Annotated in this window: 16 protein-coding genes; 7 read left to right on the forward strand and 9 right to left on the reverse strand. The window is 65.2% G+C overall.

Annotated elements, in window-relative coordinates; translation table 11 throughout:
- The first annotated feature begins 59 nt into the window (after positions 1 to 59).
- Positions 60 to 770, forward strand: coding sequence for a hypothetical protein (locus tag CB0101_RS10920; RefSeq protein WP_010311572.1), 711 nt, complete (start codon positions 60 to 62; stop codon positions 768 to 770).
- Here CB0101_RS10920 and CB0101_RS10925 read toward each other — a convergent pair.
- The gene (locus CB0101_RS10925; protein WP_010311570.1) at positions 712 to 2,319 is read right to left on the reverse strand and encodes a DUF2079 domain-containing protein; all 1,608 of its coding nucleotides are present in this window, start codon (positions 2,317 to 2,319) and stop codon (positions 712 to 714) included. The genes CB0101_RS10920 and CB0101_RS10925 overlap by 59 nt on opposite strands.
- Entirely contained in the window at positions 2,316 to 4,370 is a 2,055-nt protein-coding gene (locus tag CB0101_RS10930; protein WP_010311568.1) for a glycosyltransferase family 39 protein, read from the reverse strand. The genes CB0101_RS10925 and CB0101_RS10930 overlap by 4 nt, the downstream gene beginning before the upstream one ends.
- Positions 4,371 to 4,553: 183 nt before the next feature.
- Here CB0101_RS10930 and CB0101_RS10935 point away from each other — a divergent pair, with 183 nt between their 5' ends.
- The 3 genes from CB0101_RS10935 to CB0101_RS10945 all read left to right on the forward strand — a co-directional run bounded on the left by CB0101_RS10935 (position 4,554) and on the right by CB0101_RS10945 (position 8,836).
- Positions 4,554 to 6,152 carry an iron uptake porin gene (locus tag CB0101_RS10935; RefSeq protein ID WP_136644092.1) on the forward strand — a complete coding sequence of 533 codons (1,599 nt, stop codon included), beginning with the start codon at positions 4,554 to 4,556 and terminating at the stop codon, positions 6,150 to 6,152.
- A 243-nt stretch (positions 6,153 to 6,395) separates the two neighbouring features.
- Positions 6,396 to 8,000: an iron uptake porin gene (locus CB0101_RS10940; RefSeq protein WP_136644093.1), complete on the forward strand. Its 1,605-nt coding sequence runs from the start codon at positions 6,396 to 6,398 to the stop codon at positions 7,998 to 8,000.
- Between the two features lie 131 nt (positions 8,001 to 8,131).
- Positions 8,132 to 8,836, forward strand: coding sequence for a J domain-containing protein (locus CB0101_RS10945; RefSeq protein ID WP_246833749.1), 705 nt, complete (start codon positions 8,132 to 8,134; stop codon positions 8,834 to 8,836).
- Between the two features lie 3 nt (positions 8,837 to 8,839).
- On the opposite strand, the gene ndhO is transcribed toward CB0101_RS10945, so the two are convergent.
- A complete protein-coding gene (ndhO, locus tag CB0101_RS10950) occupies positions 8,840 to 9,085 on the reverse strand; it encodes an NAD(P)H-quinone oxidoreductase subunit O (protein ID WP_010311551.1) in 246 nt (81 codons plus the stop codon).
- Between the two features lie 54 nt (positions 9,086 to 9,139).
- Between ndhO and CB0101_RS10955 the strand changes: the two genes are divergently transcribed.
- Positions 9,140 to 10,369, forward strand: coding sequence for a cation:proton antiporter (locus CB0101_RS10955; protein ID WP_010311549.1), 1,230 nt, complete (start codon positions 9,140 to 9,142; stop codon positions 10,367 to 10,369).
- 28 nt (positions 10,370 to 10,397) lie between these two features.
- The gene (locus CB0101_RS10960) at positions 10,398 to 11,327 is read left to right on the forward strand and encodes a TIGR01777 family oxidoreductase (RefSeq protein WP_010311547.1); all 930 of its coding nucleotides are present in this window, start codon (positions 10,398 to 10,400) and stop codon (positions 11,325 to 11,327) included.
- On the opposite strand, the gene CB0101_RS10965 is transcribed toward CB0101_RS10960, so the two are convergent.
- The 6 genes from CB0101_RS10965 to CB0101_RS10990 are packed head-to-tail and all read right to left on the reverse strand — an operon-like array spanning position 11,296 to position 14,501.
- Positions 11,296 to 11,577: a hypothetical protein gene (locus CB0101_RS10965; RefSeq protein ID WP_010311543.1), complete on the reverse strand. Its 282-nt coding sequence runs from the start codon at positions 11,575 to 11,577 to the stop codon at positions 11,296 to 11,298. The two genes, CB0101_RS10960 and CB0101_RS10965, sit on opposite strands and share 32 nt — an antisense overlap.
- A complete protein-coding gene (locus CB0101_RS10970) occupies positions 11,570 to 12,787 on the reverse strand; it encodes a lipid-A-disaccharide synthase-related protein (RefSeq protein WP_010311541.1) in 1,218 nt (405 codons plus the stop codon). The genes CB0101_RS10965 and CB0101_RS10970 overlap by 8 nt, the downstream gene beginning before the upstream one ends.
- The gene (locus CB0101_RS10975) at positions 12,784 to 13,212 is read right to left on the reverse strand and encodes a hypothetical protein (protein WP_010311538.1); all 429 of its coding nucleotides are present in this window, start codon (positions 13,210 to 13,212) and stop codon (positions 12,784 to 12,786) included. Before CB0101_RS10975 ends, CB0101_RS10970 begins: the two co-directional genes overlap by 4 nt.
- A 27-nt stretch (positions 13,213 to 13,239) precedes the next feature.
- A complete protein-coding gene (locus tag CB0101_RS10980; protein WP_010311536.1) occupies positions 13,240 to 13,665 on the reverse strand; it encodes a DUF86 domain-containing protein in 426 nt (141 codons plus the stop codon).
- Positions 13,662 to 14,078, reverse strand: coding sequence for a nucleotidyltransferase domain-containing protein (locus CB0101_RS10985; protein ID WP_010311534.1), 417 nt, complete (start codon positions 14,076 to 14,078; stop codon positions 13,662 to 13,664). The genes CB0101_RS10980 and CB0101_RS10985 overlap by 4 nt, the downstream gene beginning before the upstream one ends.
- A gap of 3 nt (positions 14,079 to 14,081) precedes the next feature.
- Positions 14,082 to 14,501 (reverse strand): iron-sulfur cluster assembly accessory protein, encoded by a 420-nt coding sequence (locus CB0101_RS10990; protein WP_029553134.1) that lies wholly within the window; start codon positions 14,499 to 14,501, stop codon positions 14,082 to 14,084.
- Positions 14,502 to 14,604: 103 nt separating this feature from the next.
- On the opposite strand from CB0101_RS10990, the gene zds reads away from it, so the two are divergent.
- The gene (gene zds / locus CB0101_RS10995) at positions 14,605 to 16,098 is read left to right on the forward strand and encodes a 9,9'-di-cis-zeta-carotene desaturase (RefSeq protein WP_010311530.1); all 1,494 of its coding nucleotides are present in this window, start codon (positions 14,605 to 14,607) and stop codon (positions 16,096 to 16,098) included.
- Positions 16,099 to 16,118: the final 20 nt, after the last annotated feature.

Genomic DNA, 16,118 nt, shown 5'->3' on the forward strand with positions numbered 1-16,118 from the left:
CGGAGGATTAAGCACTTAACGCAGCCTTAAGGTCTGCGGAGAGTCTTGAAGGTTGTCGCATGGCCCCTGAGCTTCAGCCGCGCACGATTCAGACCCCTTGGGGAAGCCTCGCCCCGGTGGTGGATCTGGCCCCATTGGTGTACGTGGTGGTGCTCTATGGGCTGGTGTATTTCCTGCCCTTCGGTGTGTTCGAGTACTGGACCACCAACGAAGATGGCCCATCTGAGTGGTTGCAGTTCGCGGCCTACGCAGGTGCCTGTGTCTGCAGCCTGCGGGTGTTGTGGCAGCGTCGCCGGCGTTGGCGATCACTGCAGTGGCTGGCATGGCTGCTGCTCGCGCTCTTTTTGTTCTATGTGGCGGCTGAGGAGATCAGCTGGGGCGAGCGGGTGCACGGCTGGGGGGTGGAAGCGCTGCGGCAGATCAATGCGCAGAAAGAAACCAACATCCACAATCTGCCTGCCGTGCAGAACTATCTGCATGTGTCGTTCATCGCAGCCGGCTTGTTCTTTGGTTTTGCGGGCTGGCGCTGGATGCCGCGCATCGATGCCTGGCCGGCGCGCCGCTACAGCCTCTATTTCCTGATCGTGGCGCTGTTTTACACCTATTTCGATCTGAGCTGGATCACCCATGCGGAACGCATCCGCAACGACCAGGAAGGGCTTGAGTTGTTGATGGCTGTGGGGCTTTTCCTGCACGCGCGCCAATGGGCGTTCAACCCTCCTTCGCTTGCCGCAGCAGCTGATCGAGAGCCTGCTGGTTCGCCGGATTGATCGGGCCGTTGCGCTCCAGAATCACCACGCCATCGCTGAGCTGCTGCACGGCATAGCCCTGGGCCTGGCTCGAGCGCAGCTGCCTGAGGCTGCGTTTGAGTGCTTTCTGCTCCTGCGGGAAAGCGGCGGCATAACGCTGTTGGTAATCGAGATCCACGGCGATCCAGTCCACGGCGTGGGCCTGGCCCTGCCGGTCTTGATAGCTGGTGTGATCGGGGTAGCGCATCAGCACCTGGCGGGCGGCCAGATGGGGGATCAGTGGAGTGTTGGCGGACACGCTGGCGGCAGCGGGAATTCTGGCCAGCGCCGCATGGGCGCTCTGGGCGTGTTGCCATTGCTGCCAGGGGCTGCGATACACCCAGGGTTGAACGCTGTCTGGAATCAGCCACGAGAGGCTGCGGTTTGGATTGCTGCCGAGGGTGAATAGCAGCGAGAGCAGGATGCAGCCCGCCCACAGGCGCCGCAGCCGCCGCGAGGCAAAGAGCGGTTGATGGCGCTCCCACCAGAGGGTGGCTCCGGCGAACAAACCAGGCACCACTAAATAGGTGTAGCGGATGTTGATCGAAAGGGGGTTGTTGGAGCCCTGGGCCAGCAGCAGCCCCAGGAGCGGCAGCCCCATCAGCAGCCAGCTATCGAGGGCGATCCAGGGGATGAAGAGCAGGGGTAGCCCCTGGCCCGCCAGATAGAGCAGTGTGTCTCGCGGTGGGCTCACCAACTCCTGTAGCAGCGTGAGCGGCTGGCGCAGAACCAGGGCTGCTGTTTGCAGGCTGCTGGCCTGGTCCTGGCCCTGGAGGTATTGGCCGAAGTTCTCCACCATGAAGCGGCGGGCGTTGTCCTGGCTGAACAGCGGCATCAGCACGTTGGTGACCAGCACAACCCAGCCGCCACCCCAAGCAACCAAGGCCAGGGCCAGAGGCCAGCGGGAGCGCTGCCGCACCAGGAGCCAAATGCCGATGCCCACCAGCACCACGCCGGTGTCTTCGCGGATCAGCGGGAGCAGCAGTGCGGCGGGGAGGGTGAGCCAGAGCCGCCGCTCCAAAAGCCCCAGCAGCAGCACAAACACGCACAGTGGCAGCTGGCTCAGATCGGTGAAATTGCCCAGGGCCGGACCGATGACCGCATTGGCTCCGTAGAAGGCCAGGGTGAGGATGGCGGCCAGATCGGGCGTGAGGCGCCGCAGGGCGAGGCGGTGCAGCACTAACCCTGCCGCGGCAATCAGCGCCACCTGAAGCATCGGCAGGGCCCATTTGCCCAGCAGCGCCACCAGCGGAATCCACAGCGCCAGCGTGGGGGTGAAGTGCTGGCCGAGGCGGTGGTAGCCGATGGCCGGCAGCTCGCCGCCATGCACCACGTTGGTGGAGAGTTGAGAGGAGAGGGTGCTTTCGAAGGGATGGCCGCTCAGGCCGTTCCAGAGCACCTGAAACAAGATGCCCTGATCCATCGTGGCGGCGAGGCTGTGCAGCCGCCAGGCCTGCAGCATCCAGCCCACCAGGGTGAAGAGGCCGGCGGCGAGCCACACCCGCTGCTCAGGGCGAAGGCGTTGGCTCACGGCTGCTTCAACCCAGAGGTCACGGTGTTGATGGCGCGGGGCAGGCTGCTGCGCAAAGCCAGCGGGCCGCGTGGATCGAAGCAGAGGCCGCGGCTGAGATCGCGCAGCGCAGCCAACACGGTGGTGGCCTGAGGATTGCTGGCCTTTGCAGTGGTCGCTGTGTCGGCGACGCGCGCGGCCCCGCAACTGTTCCAACCGGCCAGCAGCACCACGCTGCGGTAAGCACTGGGCCAGTGGCCGGGGCCCTCGAGTTGCTCGAGCCGGCTGAACCATTGATCCGCCTGCTGGGGGCGGTTCTGCAGCACAGCTACCAGGGCCAGGCTCCAGAGGGCATCGCGATCGGATGGGTTGCACCGCAGTTGGGCATGGGCCCACTGCTGCACCTCCTGCTGATAGCTGAAGCGCGGATCCAGCAGGTGCCAGGGGCCAATGGCGGCAAACACGGTTTTCAGGCCTGCGGGGCCCTGTTCCAGACCCCGGGCTAGCTGGATGAAGCGCTGCTGGAAGCTCTCGGGTGTGGGGGCTCCTGGTTTGCGGCGCCAGAGCTCCAGCTGGCGGCCCTTGTTCCAGTCCCATCGCTGCACCGGCTCGTATCGGCCATCGCGGCGCACTGCACGGCTGAGAGCCTTGGCGGAGGCGCGGGTGGTGCCCTGATCACCGCTGGCGATCAGCCACCACTGGCCCTGCTCGAGGGCGATGTCTTGTTCACCGGGGTTGCGCCCCAGGCGGCGCACCAGGATGTTGCCCCCCTGTTGCCGCCCCAACAGGGTGAGCGTGTGCTCGTTGAGATCCGGGCTGCTGGCGGTGATCAGCAGGGTGGTGGGGGCTGTGCCCACCTGTTGGCGCAGGTGCTCCAGGGCCTGCACCACGCTGGAGGGCGGCTGGCGCTCCAGCTGCCGCAGGCTGGCTTCGGCGTTCACGCCAGCGGCGCCCAGCAGCCCAAGTGCCAGCGCACCTTCAGCCCAGCGGCCGTGGCCCCGTTGGGCGATCCAGGTGCCCAGGGCCCACCAGCCCCTGGCCAGCAGCAGGGCGAGCAGGGGCAGCACCGGGGCGATGTAGCGCTCATCCTTATTCGGGCTGAGGCTGGTGCAGAGCCAGCCGCTGATGGCCACCCCCAGCAGCCAAGTCCATCCCGCCGGCCATGGCTGCCGCCAGCATCCTCGCTGCTGCCAGCCCAGAATGGCCATCCCGGCGGAGCCTGTGGCCAGGGTGATGGCCCCAAGTTGGGCTCCCCAAAGCCTGGGGTACCAGATCAGGCTGCGGGGATCGAGGCTGCCGGGATCCCCTTCGGCGGCGCCGGAGCTGATCACCGCCCGCTCGGTGCCGCCGAGGGTGGTGATCCAGTTGTGCTGCAGCCACGGGGCAAGCAACAGCAGCACCAGCGCCAGGCTGGCCCAGGCCTGCCAGCGGCGCCGGGGGGCGCGCTGGGCCTGGCCGAAGCCCCAGAGGGCGGGGAGGGCCAGTACCAACAGTGCGCTCTGTTTGATCAGCAGGGCGGCGGCCACCGCGCCGGCGGCGGCGATGGCCTGACCCCAGCGACCGCCAGCCTCAGCCCGCTGCCAGCGCCACAGCAGCCAGAGGGCGAGGCTGCAGCTAGCGGTGAGGGGCATGTCGAGGGTGAAATCCACCCGCAGGCCGGCCAGGGCTGGGGCGAGGGCCACCAGGGCGGCAGCCAGAAGCCCGAAGCCCGGGCTGAGCAGTTGGCGCCCCCACAGGCCGATCACCAGCAGGAGCAGGCCATGCCAGAGGCTCAGGGCCCAGCTGGCGCCATCCACCGATTCGCCGGCGACCGCCATCACGCTGCCGCTCACCAGGGAGGCCAGCGGCGGAATCTTGGGCGAAAGATCCAGCAGCCCATGCCAGCCCGGCCAGCCGCCACCCGGCAAAAGCCCCAGGGCTCGGCCGTGGTCGATCGCGCTGTTGAGGTAGTCGGCCTGATCCCAGGCGGGTAGCCGTTGATCCGCAAACAGCCAGCTGCGATCCGCGGCGGTAGCCAGCAGCCAGATCGCCAGCAAGGCCAGCCACCACAGCCAGGTCGATCGCTTCAACACAGGCAGGCGTGGCGGGGAGCATTAAGGAGAAGTCTGCGCGAGTTCGCGTCAGGGGCTTGCTTGGTATCCGTTGCTACATGCCATTGGGTTTTGTGGCACAGCTTGCCTGGGATGCCTGTGGCATGGCTTGCAGTATGGCCACACGGCGCGTTGCGCCCAAATTCCTCTTTTGGTGTGAGGACCATGAAACTGTTCCAGAAGCTTCTTCTGGCGCCTGCTGCCCTGGGCCTGATGGCTCCTGTGGCTGCATCCGCCGCTGATCTCAACATTGCTGGCGTCAGCCAGTACGGCTCTGAGGAGCAGGTGACTTCGATCACCCAGTTCTCCGACGTGCAGCCCACCGACTGGGCTTATCAGGCTCTGAGCAACCTGATCGAGCGCTACGGCTGTGTGGCTGGCTACCCCAACGGCACCTACCGCGGCAGCCGTGCGATGACCCGCTTTGAAGCGGCCGCCCTGTTGAACGCTTGCCTCGACCGGATCACCGAAGTGACCGACGAGCTGAAGCGCCTGATGAAAGAGTTCGAGAAGGAACTCGCCGTGCTCAAGGGCCGCGTGGATGGCCTGGAGGCCAAGGTTGCTGAGCTGGAAGCCACCCAGTTCTCCACCACCACCAAGCTGAAGGGTATTGCCACCTTCGTTCTGGGTGCTAACGCTTACGGCGGCAGCAACAGCGCCATTGTTGATGAAGCAAAAGCTCTTACCGGCGCTACTGCCTTCGCGTACGACGTTCGCCTGAACTTCGACACCAGCTTCACTGGTAAGGATCTGCTGCGCACCACCCTTCGTGCCGGCAACTTCGGTGCCTCCCCTTGGAGCGGTGGTCCTGTCGGTGCGAACGGTGCTGATACCCGTCTGAACGCTCTGGAAGTTGCTTTCCAGGAAGGTGAAGTGCCTGGCGGTAACACCGTTGGCATCAACCGCCTCTTCTACCAGTTCCCCGTTGGTGACAAAGTCACCGTGACCTTCGGTGGTCGTGTTCGTCAGGACGACATGCTGGCCATGTGGCCCAGCGTGTACCCCGCTGACACCGTCCTTGACGTCTTCACCTACGCCGGCGCTCCTGGCACCTACAGCCTGAACCTGGGTGCTGGTGCTGGTGTGTGGTATCAGGACAACGGTTGGAGCTTCAGCATCAACTACGTGTCCGCTAACGCTCAGGACGGCAACCCCAACGAAGGCGGTATCGGCACCGACGGTGCTGCTCAAACCTTCACCGCCCAGATTGGCTACGCCGGTAACAACTGGGGTGCTGCTGTTGCTTACAACTATGGCAACGGCGTGGGGCCTGCCATCGGTACTCCCGCTGCCGTGGGCCAAGGTCTCTTCGGGGGTTTCAGCAGCAACAACTCTGTTGGGGTGAGCGCCTACTGGCAGCCCTCTGAGAGCGGCTTCGTGCCTTCCATCAGCGCTGGCTGGGGCATCACCGGTTACTCCGGTGATGACGATGCCTTCGCTTTCGACGGCGCCACCTCCAACAGCTGGTACGTCGGCCTCCAGTGGGATGACGCCTTCATCAAGGGCAATGCCCTCGGTATGGCCGTGGGTCAGCCCACCTTCATCACCAACACTGGTCGTGACGGTGTCAACGCTCAAGACGGCAACTGGGCTTGGGAATGGTGGTACAAGTTCCAGGTCACCGACAACATCAGCGTGACCCCCGCCCTCTACTACCTGTCCAACCCCCTGGGTCAGCTCGGCTGGTACGAGAACGGCATGAAGAACAGCAGCGCCCCGCTCACCAACTTCGGTGGCATCATCAAGACCACCTTCAAGTTCTGATCAGTTGATCTGAACACGAACTCGTTCCTCATACGTTTCGAGCTCGTTCCTCACACAGTCCTCATTCCTCGCGATCAGCCCTGGCTTCGGCCAGGGCTTTTTTGTTGTTGATCGACCACTGAGGGCTGTATCGCAGCGCACATCTGATGGTGTTCTGCTCCGGTTTTTGCGTGCCATCGCGCCGGTAAGGTCTGCGCATTCCTGTGCTTTGGTTCGGGAATTCCCTCAATTGGTGTGAGGACCATGAAACTGTTCCAGAAGCTTCTTCTGGCGCCTGCTGCCCTGGGCCTGATGGCTCCTGTGGCTGCATCCGCCGCTGATCTCAACATTGCTGGCGTCAGCCAGTACGGCTCTGAGGAGCAGGTGACTTCGATCACCCAGTTCTCCGACGTGCAGCCCACCGACTGGGCTTATCAGGCTCTGAGCAACCTGATCGAGCGCTACGGCTGTGTGGCTGGCTACCCCAACGGCACCTACCGCGGCAGCCGTGCGATGACCCGCTTTGAAGCGGCCGCCCTGTTGAACGCTTGCCTCGACCGGATCACCGAAGTGACCGACGAGCTGAAGCGCCTGATGAAAGAGTTCGAGAAGGAACTCGCCGTGCTCAAGGGCCGCGTGGATGGCCTGGAGGCCAAGGTTGCTGAGCTGGAAGCCACCCAGTTCTCCACCACCACCAAGCTGAAGGGTGAAGCCACCTTTGATCTGGGTGCCTATACCTATGGCGGTTCTGCCAAGAACGGCAACACCGGCCCCGGTCTCGATGGTGAAAACCTGCTGAGCGCCATGGTGTTCAACTATGACGTTCGTCTGAGCTTCGACACCAGCTTCACCGGTAAGGACCTGCTGCGCACCCGCCTGCGCTCCGGTAACTACGGCGAGTCCGCCTTTGATGGCGCTCAGTACCGCTCCACCAAGCTCGATAAGAGCTTTGAGTCTGGTGCTGGCCCCCAAGTTGTTGATGTTGATCGTCTTTACTACACCTTCCCGGTTGGTAACGAGCTGAAGGCCACCCTTGGCGCCTTGGTTCGTAACACCGAGATGCTGGCGATCACGCCTTCGGCCTACAAGTCGTACATCACAGACTTCCTCTACGGCACCTACGGCACCTCCGGTACCTACAACAAGGAAACCGGCTCTGGTGTGGGTCTGGTCTGGAAGCAGAAGGTGAAGAAGGGCAATCCCTATCTCGCCGCGGCTGTGAACTATGTGGCCAAGAACGCCTACAACGGTGCTCCTGAGGCCGGCGGCGTGATGACCGACAACTCGGCTGGTTCCTTCCTGGCTCAGATCGGTGGTGCTGGTAAGGGCTGGGCTCTCACCGGTGCTTACCGCTACGGCCAGTGCGGCACCAACATCCGCTCCGGTACGCAGTACACCTACGACAACTCCAAGGCCAAGTGTTCCGCGATCCAGGAAGCTGGTGGCGGCAGCGCTGCCACCAATAGCTTCGCGATCAACGGCTATTGGCAGCCCTCTGAGAGCGGCTGGGTGCCTTCCATCAGCGCCGGCTGGGGTATCACCACCTTCACTGGTGGTTACGACGTGGTCATCAATACCAAGAACGCTCAGTCCTGGATGGTGGGTCTGCAGTGGGATGACGTCTTCATCGACGGCAACTCCGCTGGTATGGGTGTGGGCCAGTCGCCCTTCACCACCTCCACCTTTGACGGCAGCACCCCCTACGACGGCAACTACGCCTGGGAGTGGTGGTACAAGTTCCAGGTGTCCGACAACATCAGCGTGACGCCTGCTCTGATCTACCTGAGCCGTCCCGCTGGTCAGAACACCCCTCAAGGCGAAACCTTCAACGCCTTTGGCGGCCTGATTCAAGTGGGCTTCAAGTTCTGATCGTCTGATCAGCACACTCCTCACGCGCTCCTCGCGCTCACTCACACACCAAAAGCCTCGGCCTCCCGCATCAGCGGGGGCTTTTTTTGTGGCTGTCGATGGCCTGACGGCCTAGAGCGCGAGGATGGCGGTTGCCTTTGCGTGCCCTTGCCCAGGCCTTCCTCCACTCGCGACCCTACCAGGTGCTTGGCGTGGCCGCCACCGCCACGGCGGCGGAGATCAAGGCCGCTTATCGCGCCCTGGTGAAGCAGCATCACCCCGATGCTGGCGGCGATGAGCACCGGATCCTCGAGCTCAATGCCGCCTGGGAGGTGCTCGGTGATGCCGAGCGCCGCGCCGATCACGACCGCACCCACGCCCCCGTTGCGGCGGGTTCAGCCCGCTCCGCGGCTGCTGGCCGTGCCGCTCGCCGCGCCACCGCCCAGGCCGCCCGCGGCGACGCCGAGCTTCTGGCCTGGCTTCAGCAGGTGTATGCCCCGATCGATCGCCTGCTGGCTCAGGTGATCAACCCTTTCGCGGCGCAGCTGCGCGCCCTTTCCGCTGATCCCTACGACGATCAGCTGATGGAGGCCTTCTGCACCTTCCTGGAGCAGAGCCAGGCCCGCATGCAAAAAGTGGAAACCCTCTACCGCTCGATGGCTGCACCCGCCTCAGCGCAGGGCTTCAGCCTCAGCGTGTACCACTGCCTCTCTCAGGTGCAGGACGCGCTCACCGAGCTCGAGCGCTACACCATGGGCTATGTGGACAGCTACCTCCGCGACGGGCGCGAGATGCTGCGGGAAGCGAAACAGCGCCGCAGCCGCCTGCAGGAGGAGCGGCGCCGGCTTGAGATCTGACGTTTAAAACTCCACCAGCTGATCAGCCCGCAGCCATACATCGGGCACGGGGCGGCGGAAGCGCAGCTGGGCGTAGTCGCCTTTGAGTGCGAGCACTTCGGCGGGCCCCTCAAAGATGTAGTCGGGGGCCACGGTGTCGCTGGCCTGGGCTTCGAGGCTGTTGGCGTAGGTGCTGCGATTCACCTTCACCAGGCTGCCTTTCTTGATCGCGCTCTTGGCGGCGGGTTGGGCGGCGGGCGTTTCAGCCATGGCGCTGGGGCTCTCGTGCAGGCAGGCTAGAGCCCGCTCCCCGCACCTGGTTTCGTGCCCCCCAGCCTGGCTCTGCTGCTGGTGCTCTTCGGTGGCCTGCTGCTGCTGGCGTTATTCCTCGACGACATCGCCTCCCAGATCCGCCTGCCGGGAATCCTGTTGGTGTTGGTGCTCGGTCTGTTGATCGACAACAACATCGATGCCGGGCCCGGCCAGCCGTCGGCACTGCTCAACCTCGCCCAAGCCGACCAACTGGCGCAGGTGGCGCTGGTGTTGGTGCTCTTTTTTGGTGGTTTGGCGGCCAATTGGCAGCAGATGCGCCAGGTGCTGGTGCCCTCGCTGCGGCTCGCCACCCTCGGCTCGCTGCTCACCGCCGGCGCCCTGGCCCTGCTGGTGTGCGGCGTGCAGTCGCTGCCGATCCGGCACCACGATCTAGGGGTGCCGGGTGCTTTGTTCATCGGCGCGATGTTCTGCAGCACCGACGCCTCTGCGGTGCTGAGCCTGCTCAAGCCCCTGCGGAAGCGCCTTCCGCAGCGTCTGCTGGATCTGCTCGAGTGCGAATCCGGCTTCAACGACCCGATCGCCGTGGTGCTGGCGGGCCTGGCCATCGCTCTGCCCCACAGCCGCGATACCGCCATCGCGCCGCTGCTGGTGGAGGTGGTGCGGCAATTCCTGCTGGGTGCCTTTCTGGGTTTTCTGGGTGGCAAGGCGACCGAGCTGCTGCTGGGCCGCCGCAAGTTTCCCCTCAACCTCAGCCAGGTCACCGTGATGGCCCTGGCGGCCCTGATGCTCGTGGCCGGCGGCAGCAGCCTGCTGGGGGCGAGCCCGCTGCTGGCGGCCTACGTGATGGGGCTGGTGCTCGGCAACAGCGAGGAGGTGGATCAGGAGCAACTCGAGTCCAGCCAGGCTGGTTTCGCCAAGCTGGCGGAGTTGATGTTGTTCCTCTGTCTGGGCCTGGTGGTGCACCCCACGGATGTGGTGGATCTGTTGCCCACGGCGCTATTGCTGCTTGTTGTGTTGCTGGTGGTGCGCTGGCTGGTGGTCACGTTGCTGCTGTTGCGCTCCGGTTTCAGTCGTGCCGATTGCAGCTTCACAGCTCTCGCGGGCTTGCGAGGGGCGGTGCCGGTGGCCATTGCGCTGCAGGCGGCCGCTTCGGATGCGCGCTGGGGTGATGCGATGCCGGCCTTCGCCCTGGCCGTGGTGTTGTTGGGTCTGGTGCTGCAAGGGGCGCTGCTTTCACCAGTGGCGCGGCGCCTCGGCCTGGTGGGCAGCGCCCATCCCTAGCGTTGGCCGGTGAGCTGATGCTGAGCGCGTGCGGATTCTGTTGGTGGGTTGCAGCGGCTTTGTGGGCCGTGCCCTGGTGCCCCAGTTGTTGGAGGCGGGCCACAGCCTCACCCTGGTGAGTCGCGCCGCAGCGCCCTTGCCAGCTGTGCAGCACCCTCAGCTGCAGCGCTTGCAGGCCGATCCCTCCAACCCCGCCAGCTGGCAGCGCCCCGAGCTGCAGCAGGCTCTGGCGAACGCCGAAGCGGTGGTGAACCTGGCCGGTGAGCCGATCGCTGAGAAACGCTGGACCCCCCAGCACCTGCAGCTGCTCCACAACAGCCGGATCGACACCACCCGCGCCCTGGTGGCTGCCATCGCGGCGCTTCCGGAGCAGCAGCGCCCAGGCGTGCTGGTGAATGGCTCGGCCATCGGTTACTACGGCACCAGCACCAGCCAGGAGTTTTCTGAAACCAGCCCCGCCGGCTCCGATGTGCTGGGCCGGCTCTGTGTGGCCTGGGAGCAGGAAGCTCGTGCCGCGGAGCCCCTGTGCCGTGTGGTGATCCTGCGCATCGGCATCGTGCTGGGCGGCGATGGCGGCGCGCTGGGCAAGATGCTGCCGGTGTTCCGTATGGGTTTCGGCGGACCGATCGGCGATGGTCAGCAGTGGATGAGCTGGATCTCCCGCCCGGATCTTTGCCAGCTGATCAGCACTGCCCTGGTGGATGGCACCTACAGCGGTGTGTACAACGCCGTCGCACCACAGCCTTGCAGCATGGCGAGCTTCGCGGCGGCCTTGGGGCGCTGCTTGGGGCGCCCCAGCCTGTTGCCGGTGCCTGGCCCCCTGCTGCAGCTGCTGCTGGGCGATGGCGCCAAGGTGGTGCTGGAAGGTCAGAAGGTGCTCCCCAGGCGACTGCAGGAGCAGGGCTTCCCCTTCGCCTACAGCGACCTCAGCGCTGCACTCGCCGCTGCCACCAGTTGAGGGCCCAGCCCAGCACACCGCTCAAGATGGCTGCGCCCATCAGCAGGCCGATCGCCGGGGTGAACAGCGGCTCCCATAGCCGCTGAAACCAATCCAGGGGTGTTTCGATGCCGCGGCTGTGGCAGAGCACGGCCACGCCAAACCAAATCGCGCCGGCGATCACCACAAACACATCCACCACCAGCAGGGTGTCGATCCAGCCCTTGAGGCGCTGGCCGAGGGGGATGCTGCTGGCGGTGGGTTCAGCCATCCAGGCGGGTGTTTAGATCAGCGGCCATCCTGGCGGCCCCACCACCGCTGCCGATGCGTTCACGGCCGAGTTGTTGCAGCCCGCTGCGCCAGGCGGAATCGTGGAGCAGTCGCTCCAGCAGCTGCTCCAGCAGATCGGCCGTGCCATCCAGCTGGGCATCGCTGCCCGGTTCGCCGCCGGCGCAGAACAGGCCTGGCCCCAGTAGCCGGCGCTGGGCCTCGGCGAAATTCGCCGTGAATTGGGGGCCTTCGCCCACCAGCTGCAGCACCGGTTTGCCCAACCCCACGCATTGCTCGGCGGCCGTGCCGGTCATCGAGAGCAGCAGGTCGCATTGCTGAACCACTGCCGCAAAGCGTCCCCACTCCAGCTGCAACAGCAGCGGGCCCCGCTGCAGGCAGCAGCGCTCATCGCCTTCCAGTTGCAGCTTCCAGCCCAGCCGGCTTGCCAGCGGCGCCACCTCCTGCGGCGTGAGCTTGCCCACCAGGGCGGCATGCAGCCCCAGGCGCTCGGCCGGCCGGAGGGCTTCCGGCAACCGCTCCAGCACCCGCAGCATGAGCTCAAGGTTGTGCAGGGCTTCCGGTAGGCGGCTGCCGGGCAGCAGCCCGAGTCGCTGCTGGGGTGCACCCTGCAGCGGTTCGCTGGGGGTAAGGGCCCCATCGAAAAAGGGATTGCCCAGAAAGTGCACGGGCCGATGCAGCTGGCCGGTGAGATCAGCGGCGGTGAGCGCATCGCGGCTGTAGATGGCCTGGGTGCGGCGTTGGCGCAGCAGGCGGGCGCAGGGCCAGGGCAGCCGCAGCTTGCCTTCGTAGTGGCTGGAGTAGGCCACCAGGTAGGTGGCGCTCGGTCGGCCGCTCAGCCAGGCCGCCACGAGCGGGATCACATCCCCCACCACCACGATCAGCTGGTAGCGGCGGGAAATGCGCAGCAACAGCAGCAGCCGGCTCAGCAGATAGAGGATCTGCCCCTGCACCACTTCCGTGATGCGGCCCAGCAGGCTCGTGTAGCCCAGCCCCCCGGTGCTGTATTCGCGGGTGCGCCCGCGCACAGGGATGGCGGCCTGGCTGTAGGCGCGGCCATGACCCACCAGCGGCAGGGCTTCCACGGCTAGACCCCGCTGCTGCAGAGCCTGGCCGATCAGGGCGCCGCTGAGGTCTTCGCCGTGGCCATTGCTCAGCAGCAGGATCGGCCGGCGATCGCGGCTGGGGCTCAACCCTTCAGCCAAGCCTGCACCTTCTGGAGTGCATCCCAATCGGGGCGGCGGGCCAAGCCATCGGCGATCGAGCCATCCAGCTCTTCGGCCAGTTCAGGGGCCATCACGCGCACCCGCTGCACCCATTCGATGTGCTCGCGCACGCCCTTGGCGTTGGTTTCCAGCATCGCCAGGCTGAGGTTGATGCGGGCCTGGGGGTCCTGGGGGTTGAGCTTCACGGCGTTGCGGGCCGAGCGCAGGGCCGCCTGTGGCTGATTGTCGAGCAGCTGCAGCCAGGCCAGGCAAGTCCAGCCTGCCGAGAGCCGCGGCTCCTGCTGGGTAATGGTGAGGAAGCTGTCGATCACCTCCGGCAGCGGAGCACCCTCCTGGTAGCTCTGCAGGGCCTGCTCAAACAGTGAGGGGGCTTCGGCAACGGCGTCGGTCATGGATTGGCAGCAGGCCTGGTCGTGCCCTCAGATTCGCACCCGGGCGGCCAGAGCCTCGGCCAATTCGCTCAGATCCCGCAAGGCGATTGGGAGGGCCGCATGCACCCGGCTCGGATCGATCGCTTCGTAGTCGTGCACCAGCCGGTTGCGTAGCCCGGCGGCGGGGATAAGCCGTTGAGCCAGATCCATTGCGATCAATCCGTGCTGGCCAGCGAGTTGGAACGTGTCGGCGTAGGTCTGCGGTTTGCTGTTGGACTCCTGCACCAGGATGTGTTCGAGCAGATCGCTCGCTGCTTCCACGCTGAGGTGCAGCAGTCGCTCCACCAGCAACTGCTGACGGCGATCCTGCAAATAAGCCGCCAGCGGGGTGCTGCGTTCTTCATGCAGGAGCGTGAGGAGTTCCTGGAGATGACTGAGCTTGCGCTGCACCACCGCCTGCTCGAGGGGACTCATGCCTTCAGAAGCTCCCGCTCGTGTGTGAGCTTCTGCTCCCGCCGGCACCAGTCCGCCCATTGGCGAATTGCCCGGGAGCAGTAGTTGAGGTAATGCCCAGGGTGGCGTTCAAACAGCAGTCGCCCGTCCTCCGCCACCACCCGCTGCAGCAGGTAGCTGCTGTGCTCCAGATCCACAAGATCGATGCTGTCGCTGGAGCAGCCCAGTAGCGGCGCGATCAAGGTATCGAGCTCAAACAATCTCAGCGGTTGATCCGGATCGTGCTGGAAGCAAATGCCGATGTCCCAGTCGCTAGAGGGTGCATGCGTTCCTTTGGCCCGCGAGCCGAACAGCACGATCAGATCCACGTCTTCCGGGACGGCATCGGCCTTGATCTGCGCTGGCTCGGCTGCAACCTGGCTCTGGGGCGCCATCACTCACACTGCAAACGAGCTGCCGCAGCCGCAGGTCTGGGTGGCGTTGGGGTTGGTGAAGTTGAAGCCGCCGCCGATCAGGGCGCTGGAGAAATCCAGCTGCATCCCATAGATGTAGAGGAGGCTCTTGGGGTCGCTCACCACGGTGAAGCTGGGGGCGCCGGCGGGTTCATACACGTAGCGCTCGTCGTCGGCCTGGATCTCAGCGGCATCGATGAAATCCATCGTGTAGCTCATGCCGCTGCAGCCGCCGGAGCGCACGCCCACCCGCAGCACCTTGCCCTCGCCCTGGGCGGGCAGCAGCGTGGCCAGCTGCTTCATGGCGCTTTCAGTGATCTGGATGCCCTTGCCGTCGCGGCCGGTGTGGGTGGCCTGGGCGACAGGGGCGTCGGTTGTGGCGGCTGTGGCGGTATCGCTGGTCATCGGAAGGCTCTGGCCTGATCCACCCATCGTATGGAGCACAACCCACACCTGCCGCTGTGAAGGCCGTCTCCATAGAGTCGTGCCCATTCGTTGGAGCAGCAGGGTGCGCGTCGCCATCGTGGGTTCGGGTCTGGCCGGGTTGGCGGCGGCGGTGGATCTGGTGGATGCCGGCCATCAGGTGGATCTCTATGAGGCCAGGCCGTTCATGGGCGGCAAGGTGGGCAGTTGGGTGGATGAAGGCGGCAACCACATCGAGATGGGGTTGCACGTGTTCTTCTTCAACTACGCCAACCTCTTCGCCCTGCTGCGCAAGGTGGGCGCGATCGACAACCTGCTGCCCAAAGATCACACCCACCTGTTTGTGAACACCGGCGGCGATCTGCGCGAGCTGGATTTCCGCTTCGCCCTCGGTGCCCCCTTCAACGGCCTCAAAGCGTTCTTCACCACCCCCCAGCTCGACTGGCTCGACAAGCTGCGCAATGCCCTGGCCCTGGGCACCAGCCCGATCGTGCGTGGTCTGGTGGATTACGAGGGGGCGATGAAGGTGATCCGCGATCTCGATCGCGTCAGCTTCCAGCAGTGGTTCCTCGGCCATGGCGGCAGCGAGCAGAGCATCAAGCGGATGTGGAATCCGATCGCTTACGCCCTGGGCTTTATCGATTGCGAGGCGATCTCGGCCCGCTGCATGCTCACCATCTTCATGATGTTTGCAGCCAAAACCGAGGCTTCCAAGCTCAACCTGCTCAAGGGTTCGCCGCACCGCTGGCTCACCGGCCCGATCTTCGACTACATCCAGCAGCGCGGCGGCCAGCTGCACCTGCGCCACCGCGTCACCGAGGTGATGTTTGAAGAGGGTGCCGCCGGCACCGATGGCCAGCCCAGCACCCAGGTGAGCGGCCTCAAGCTCGGCACCCCCGATGGCGACATCGAGGTGAAGGCCGATGCCTACCTCGCCGCCTGCGATGTGCCCGGCATCCAGCGGATGATCCCGGAAACCTGGCGCCGCTGGCCCCTGTTCGACAACCTCTACAAACTCGAAGCGGTGCCCGTGGCCACGGTGCAGCTCCGCTACGACGGCTGGGTCACCGAACTCGGCGACGGCGCCATCGAAGAAGCCGCCCGCCGCGATGTGGAGCGCCCCGCCGGCCTCGACAACCTGCTGTACACCGCTGACGCCGATTTCAGCTGCTTCGCCGATCTGGCTCTGGCCAGCCCGGTGGATTACCGCAAAGAGGGCGTGGGCTCCCTGCTGCAGTGCGTGCTCACCCCCGGCGATCCCTGGATCCCTAAGAAAACCGAGGAGATCGTGGCCGCCACTGATGAGCAGGTGCGCCGCCTCTTCCCCTCAGTCCGCAACCTCAAGTTGGTGTGGAGCAACGTGGTGAAGCTGGCCCAGTCGCTGTATCGCGAGGCGCCGGGTATGGAGCCCTATCGCCCCGATCAGGCCACCCCGGTGGGCAACTTCTTCCTGGCCGGTAGCTACACCAAACAGGACTACATCGATTCGATGGAAGGCGCCACCATGAGCGGACGACTTGCGGCCGCCGCCATCCTGGGCAGGAAGGCCGAGCTGGCCACCAATGCGGCCGTCGCCTGAGCGCTGGCCTGATCACACCC

It is taken from the genome of Synechococcus sp. CB0101 (genome assembly GCF_000179235.2).
Classification (GTDB): Bacteria; Cyanobacteriota; Cyanobacteriia; order PCC-6307; family Cyanobiaceae; genus Vulcanococcus.

Excerpts from the sequence above, each read along its gene's own strand:
- CB0101_RS10920 (WP_010311572.1), top strand. The coding sequence starts at position 60 with ATGGCCCCTGAGCTTCAGCCGCGCACGATTCAGACCCCTTGGGGAAGC.
- CB0101_RS10940 (WP_136644093.1), top strand. The coding sequence starts at position 6,396 with ATGAAACTGTTCCAGAAGCTTCTTCTGGCGCCTGCTGCCCTGGGCCTG.
- CB0101_RS10975 (WP_010311538.1), bottom strand. The coding sequence starts at position 13,212 with ATGACCGACGCCGTTGCCGAAGCCCCCTCACTGTTTGAGCAGGCCCTG.
- CB0101_RS10990 (WP_029553134.1), bottom strand. The coding sequence starts at position 14,501 with ATGACCAGCGATACCGCCACAGCCGCCACAACCGACGCCCCTGTCGCC.
- ndhO (WP_010311551.1), bottom strand. The coding sequence starts at position 9,085 with ATGGCTGAAACGCCCGCCGCCCAACCCGCCGCCAAGAGCGCGATCAAG.
- CB0101_RS10980 (WP_010311536.1), bottom strand. The coding sequence starts at position 13,665 with ATGAGTCCCCTCGAGCAGGCGGTGGTGCAGCGCAAGCTCAGTCATCTC.
- CB0101_RS10935 (WP_136644092.1), top strand. The coding sequence starts at position 4,554 with ATGAAACTGTTCCAGAAGCTTCTTCTGGCGCCTGCTGCCCTGGGCCTG.
- CB0101_RS10985 (WP_010311534.1), bottom strand. The coding sequence starts at position 14,078 with ATGGCGCCCCAGAGCCAGGTTGCAGCCGAGCCAGCGCAGATCAAGGCC.
- CB0101_RS10965 (WP_010311543.1), bottom strand. The coding sequence starts at position 11,577 with ATGGCTGAACCCACCGCCAGCAGCATCCCCCTCGGCCAGCGCCTCAAG.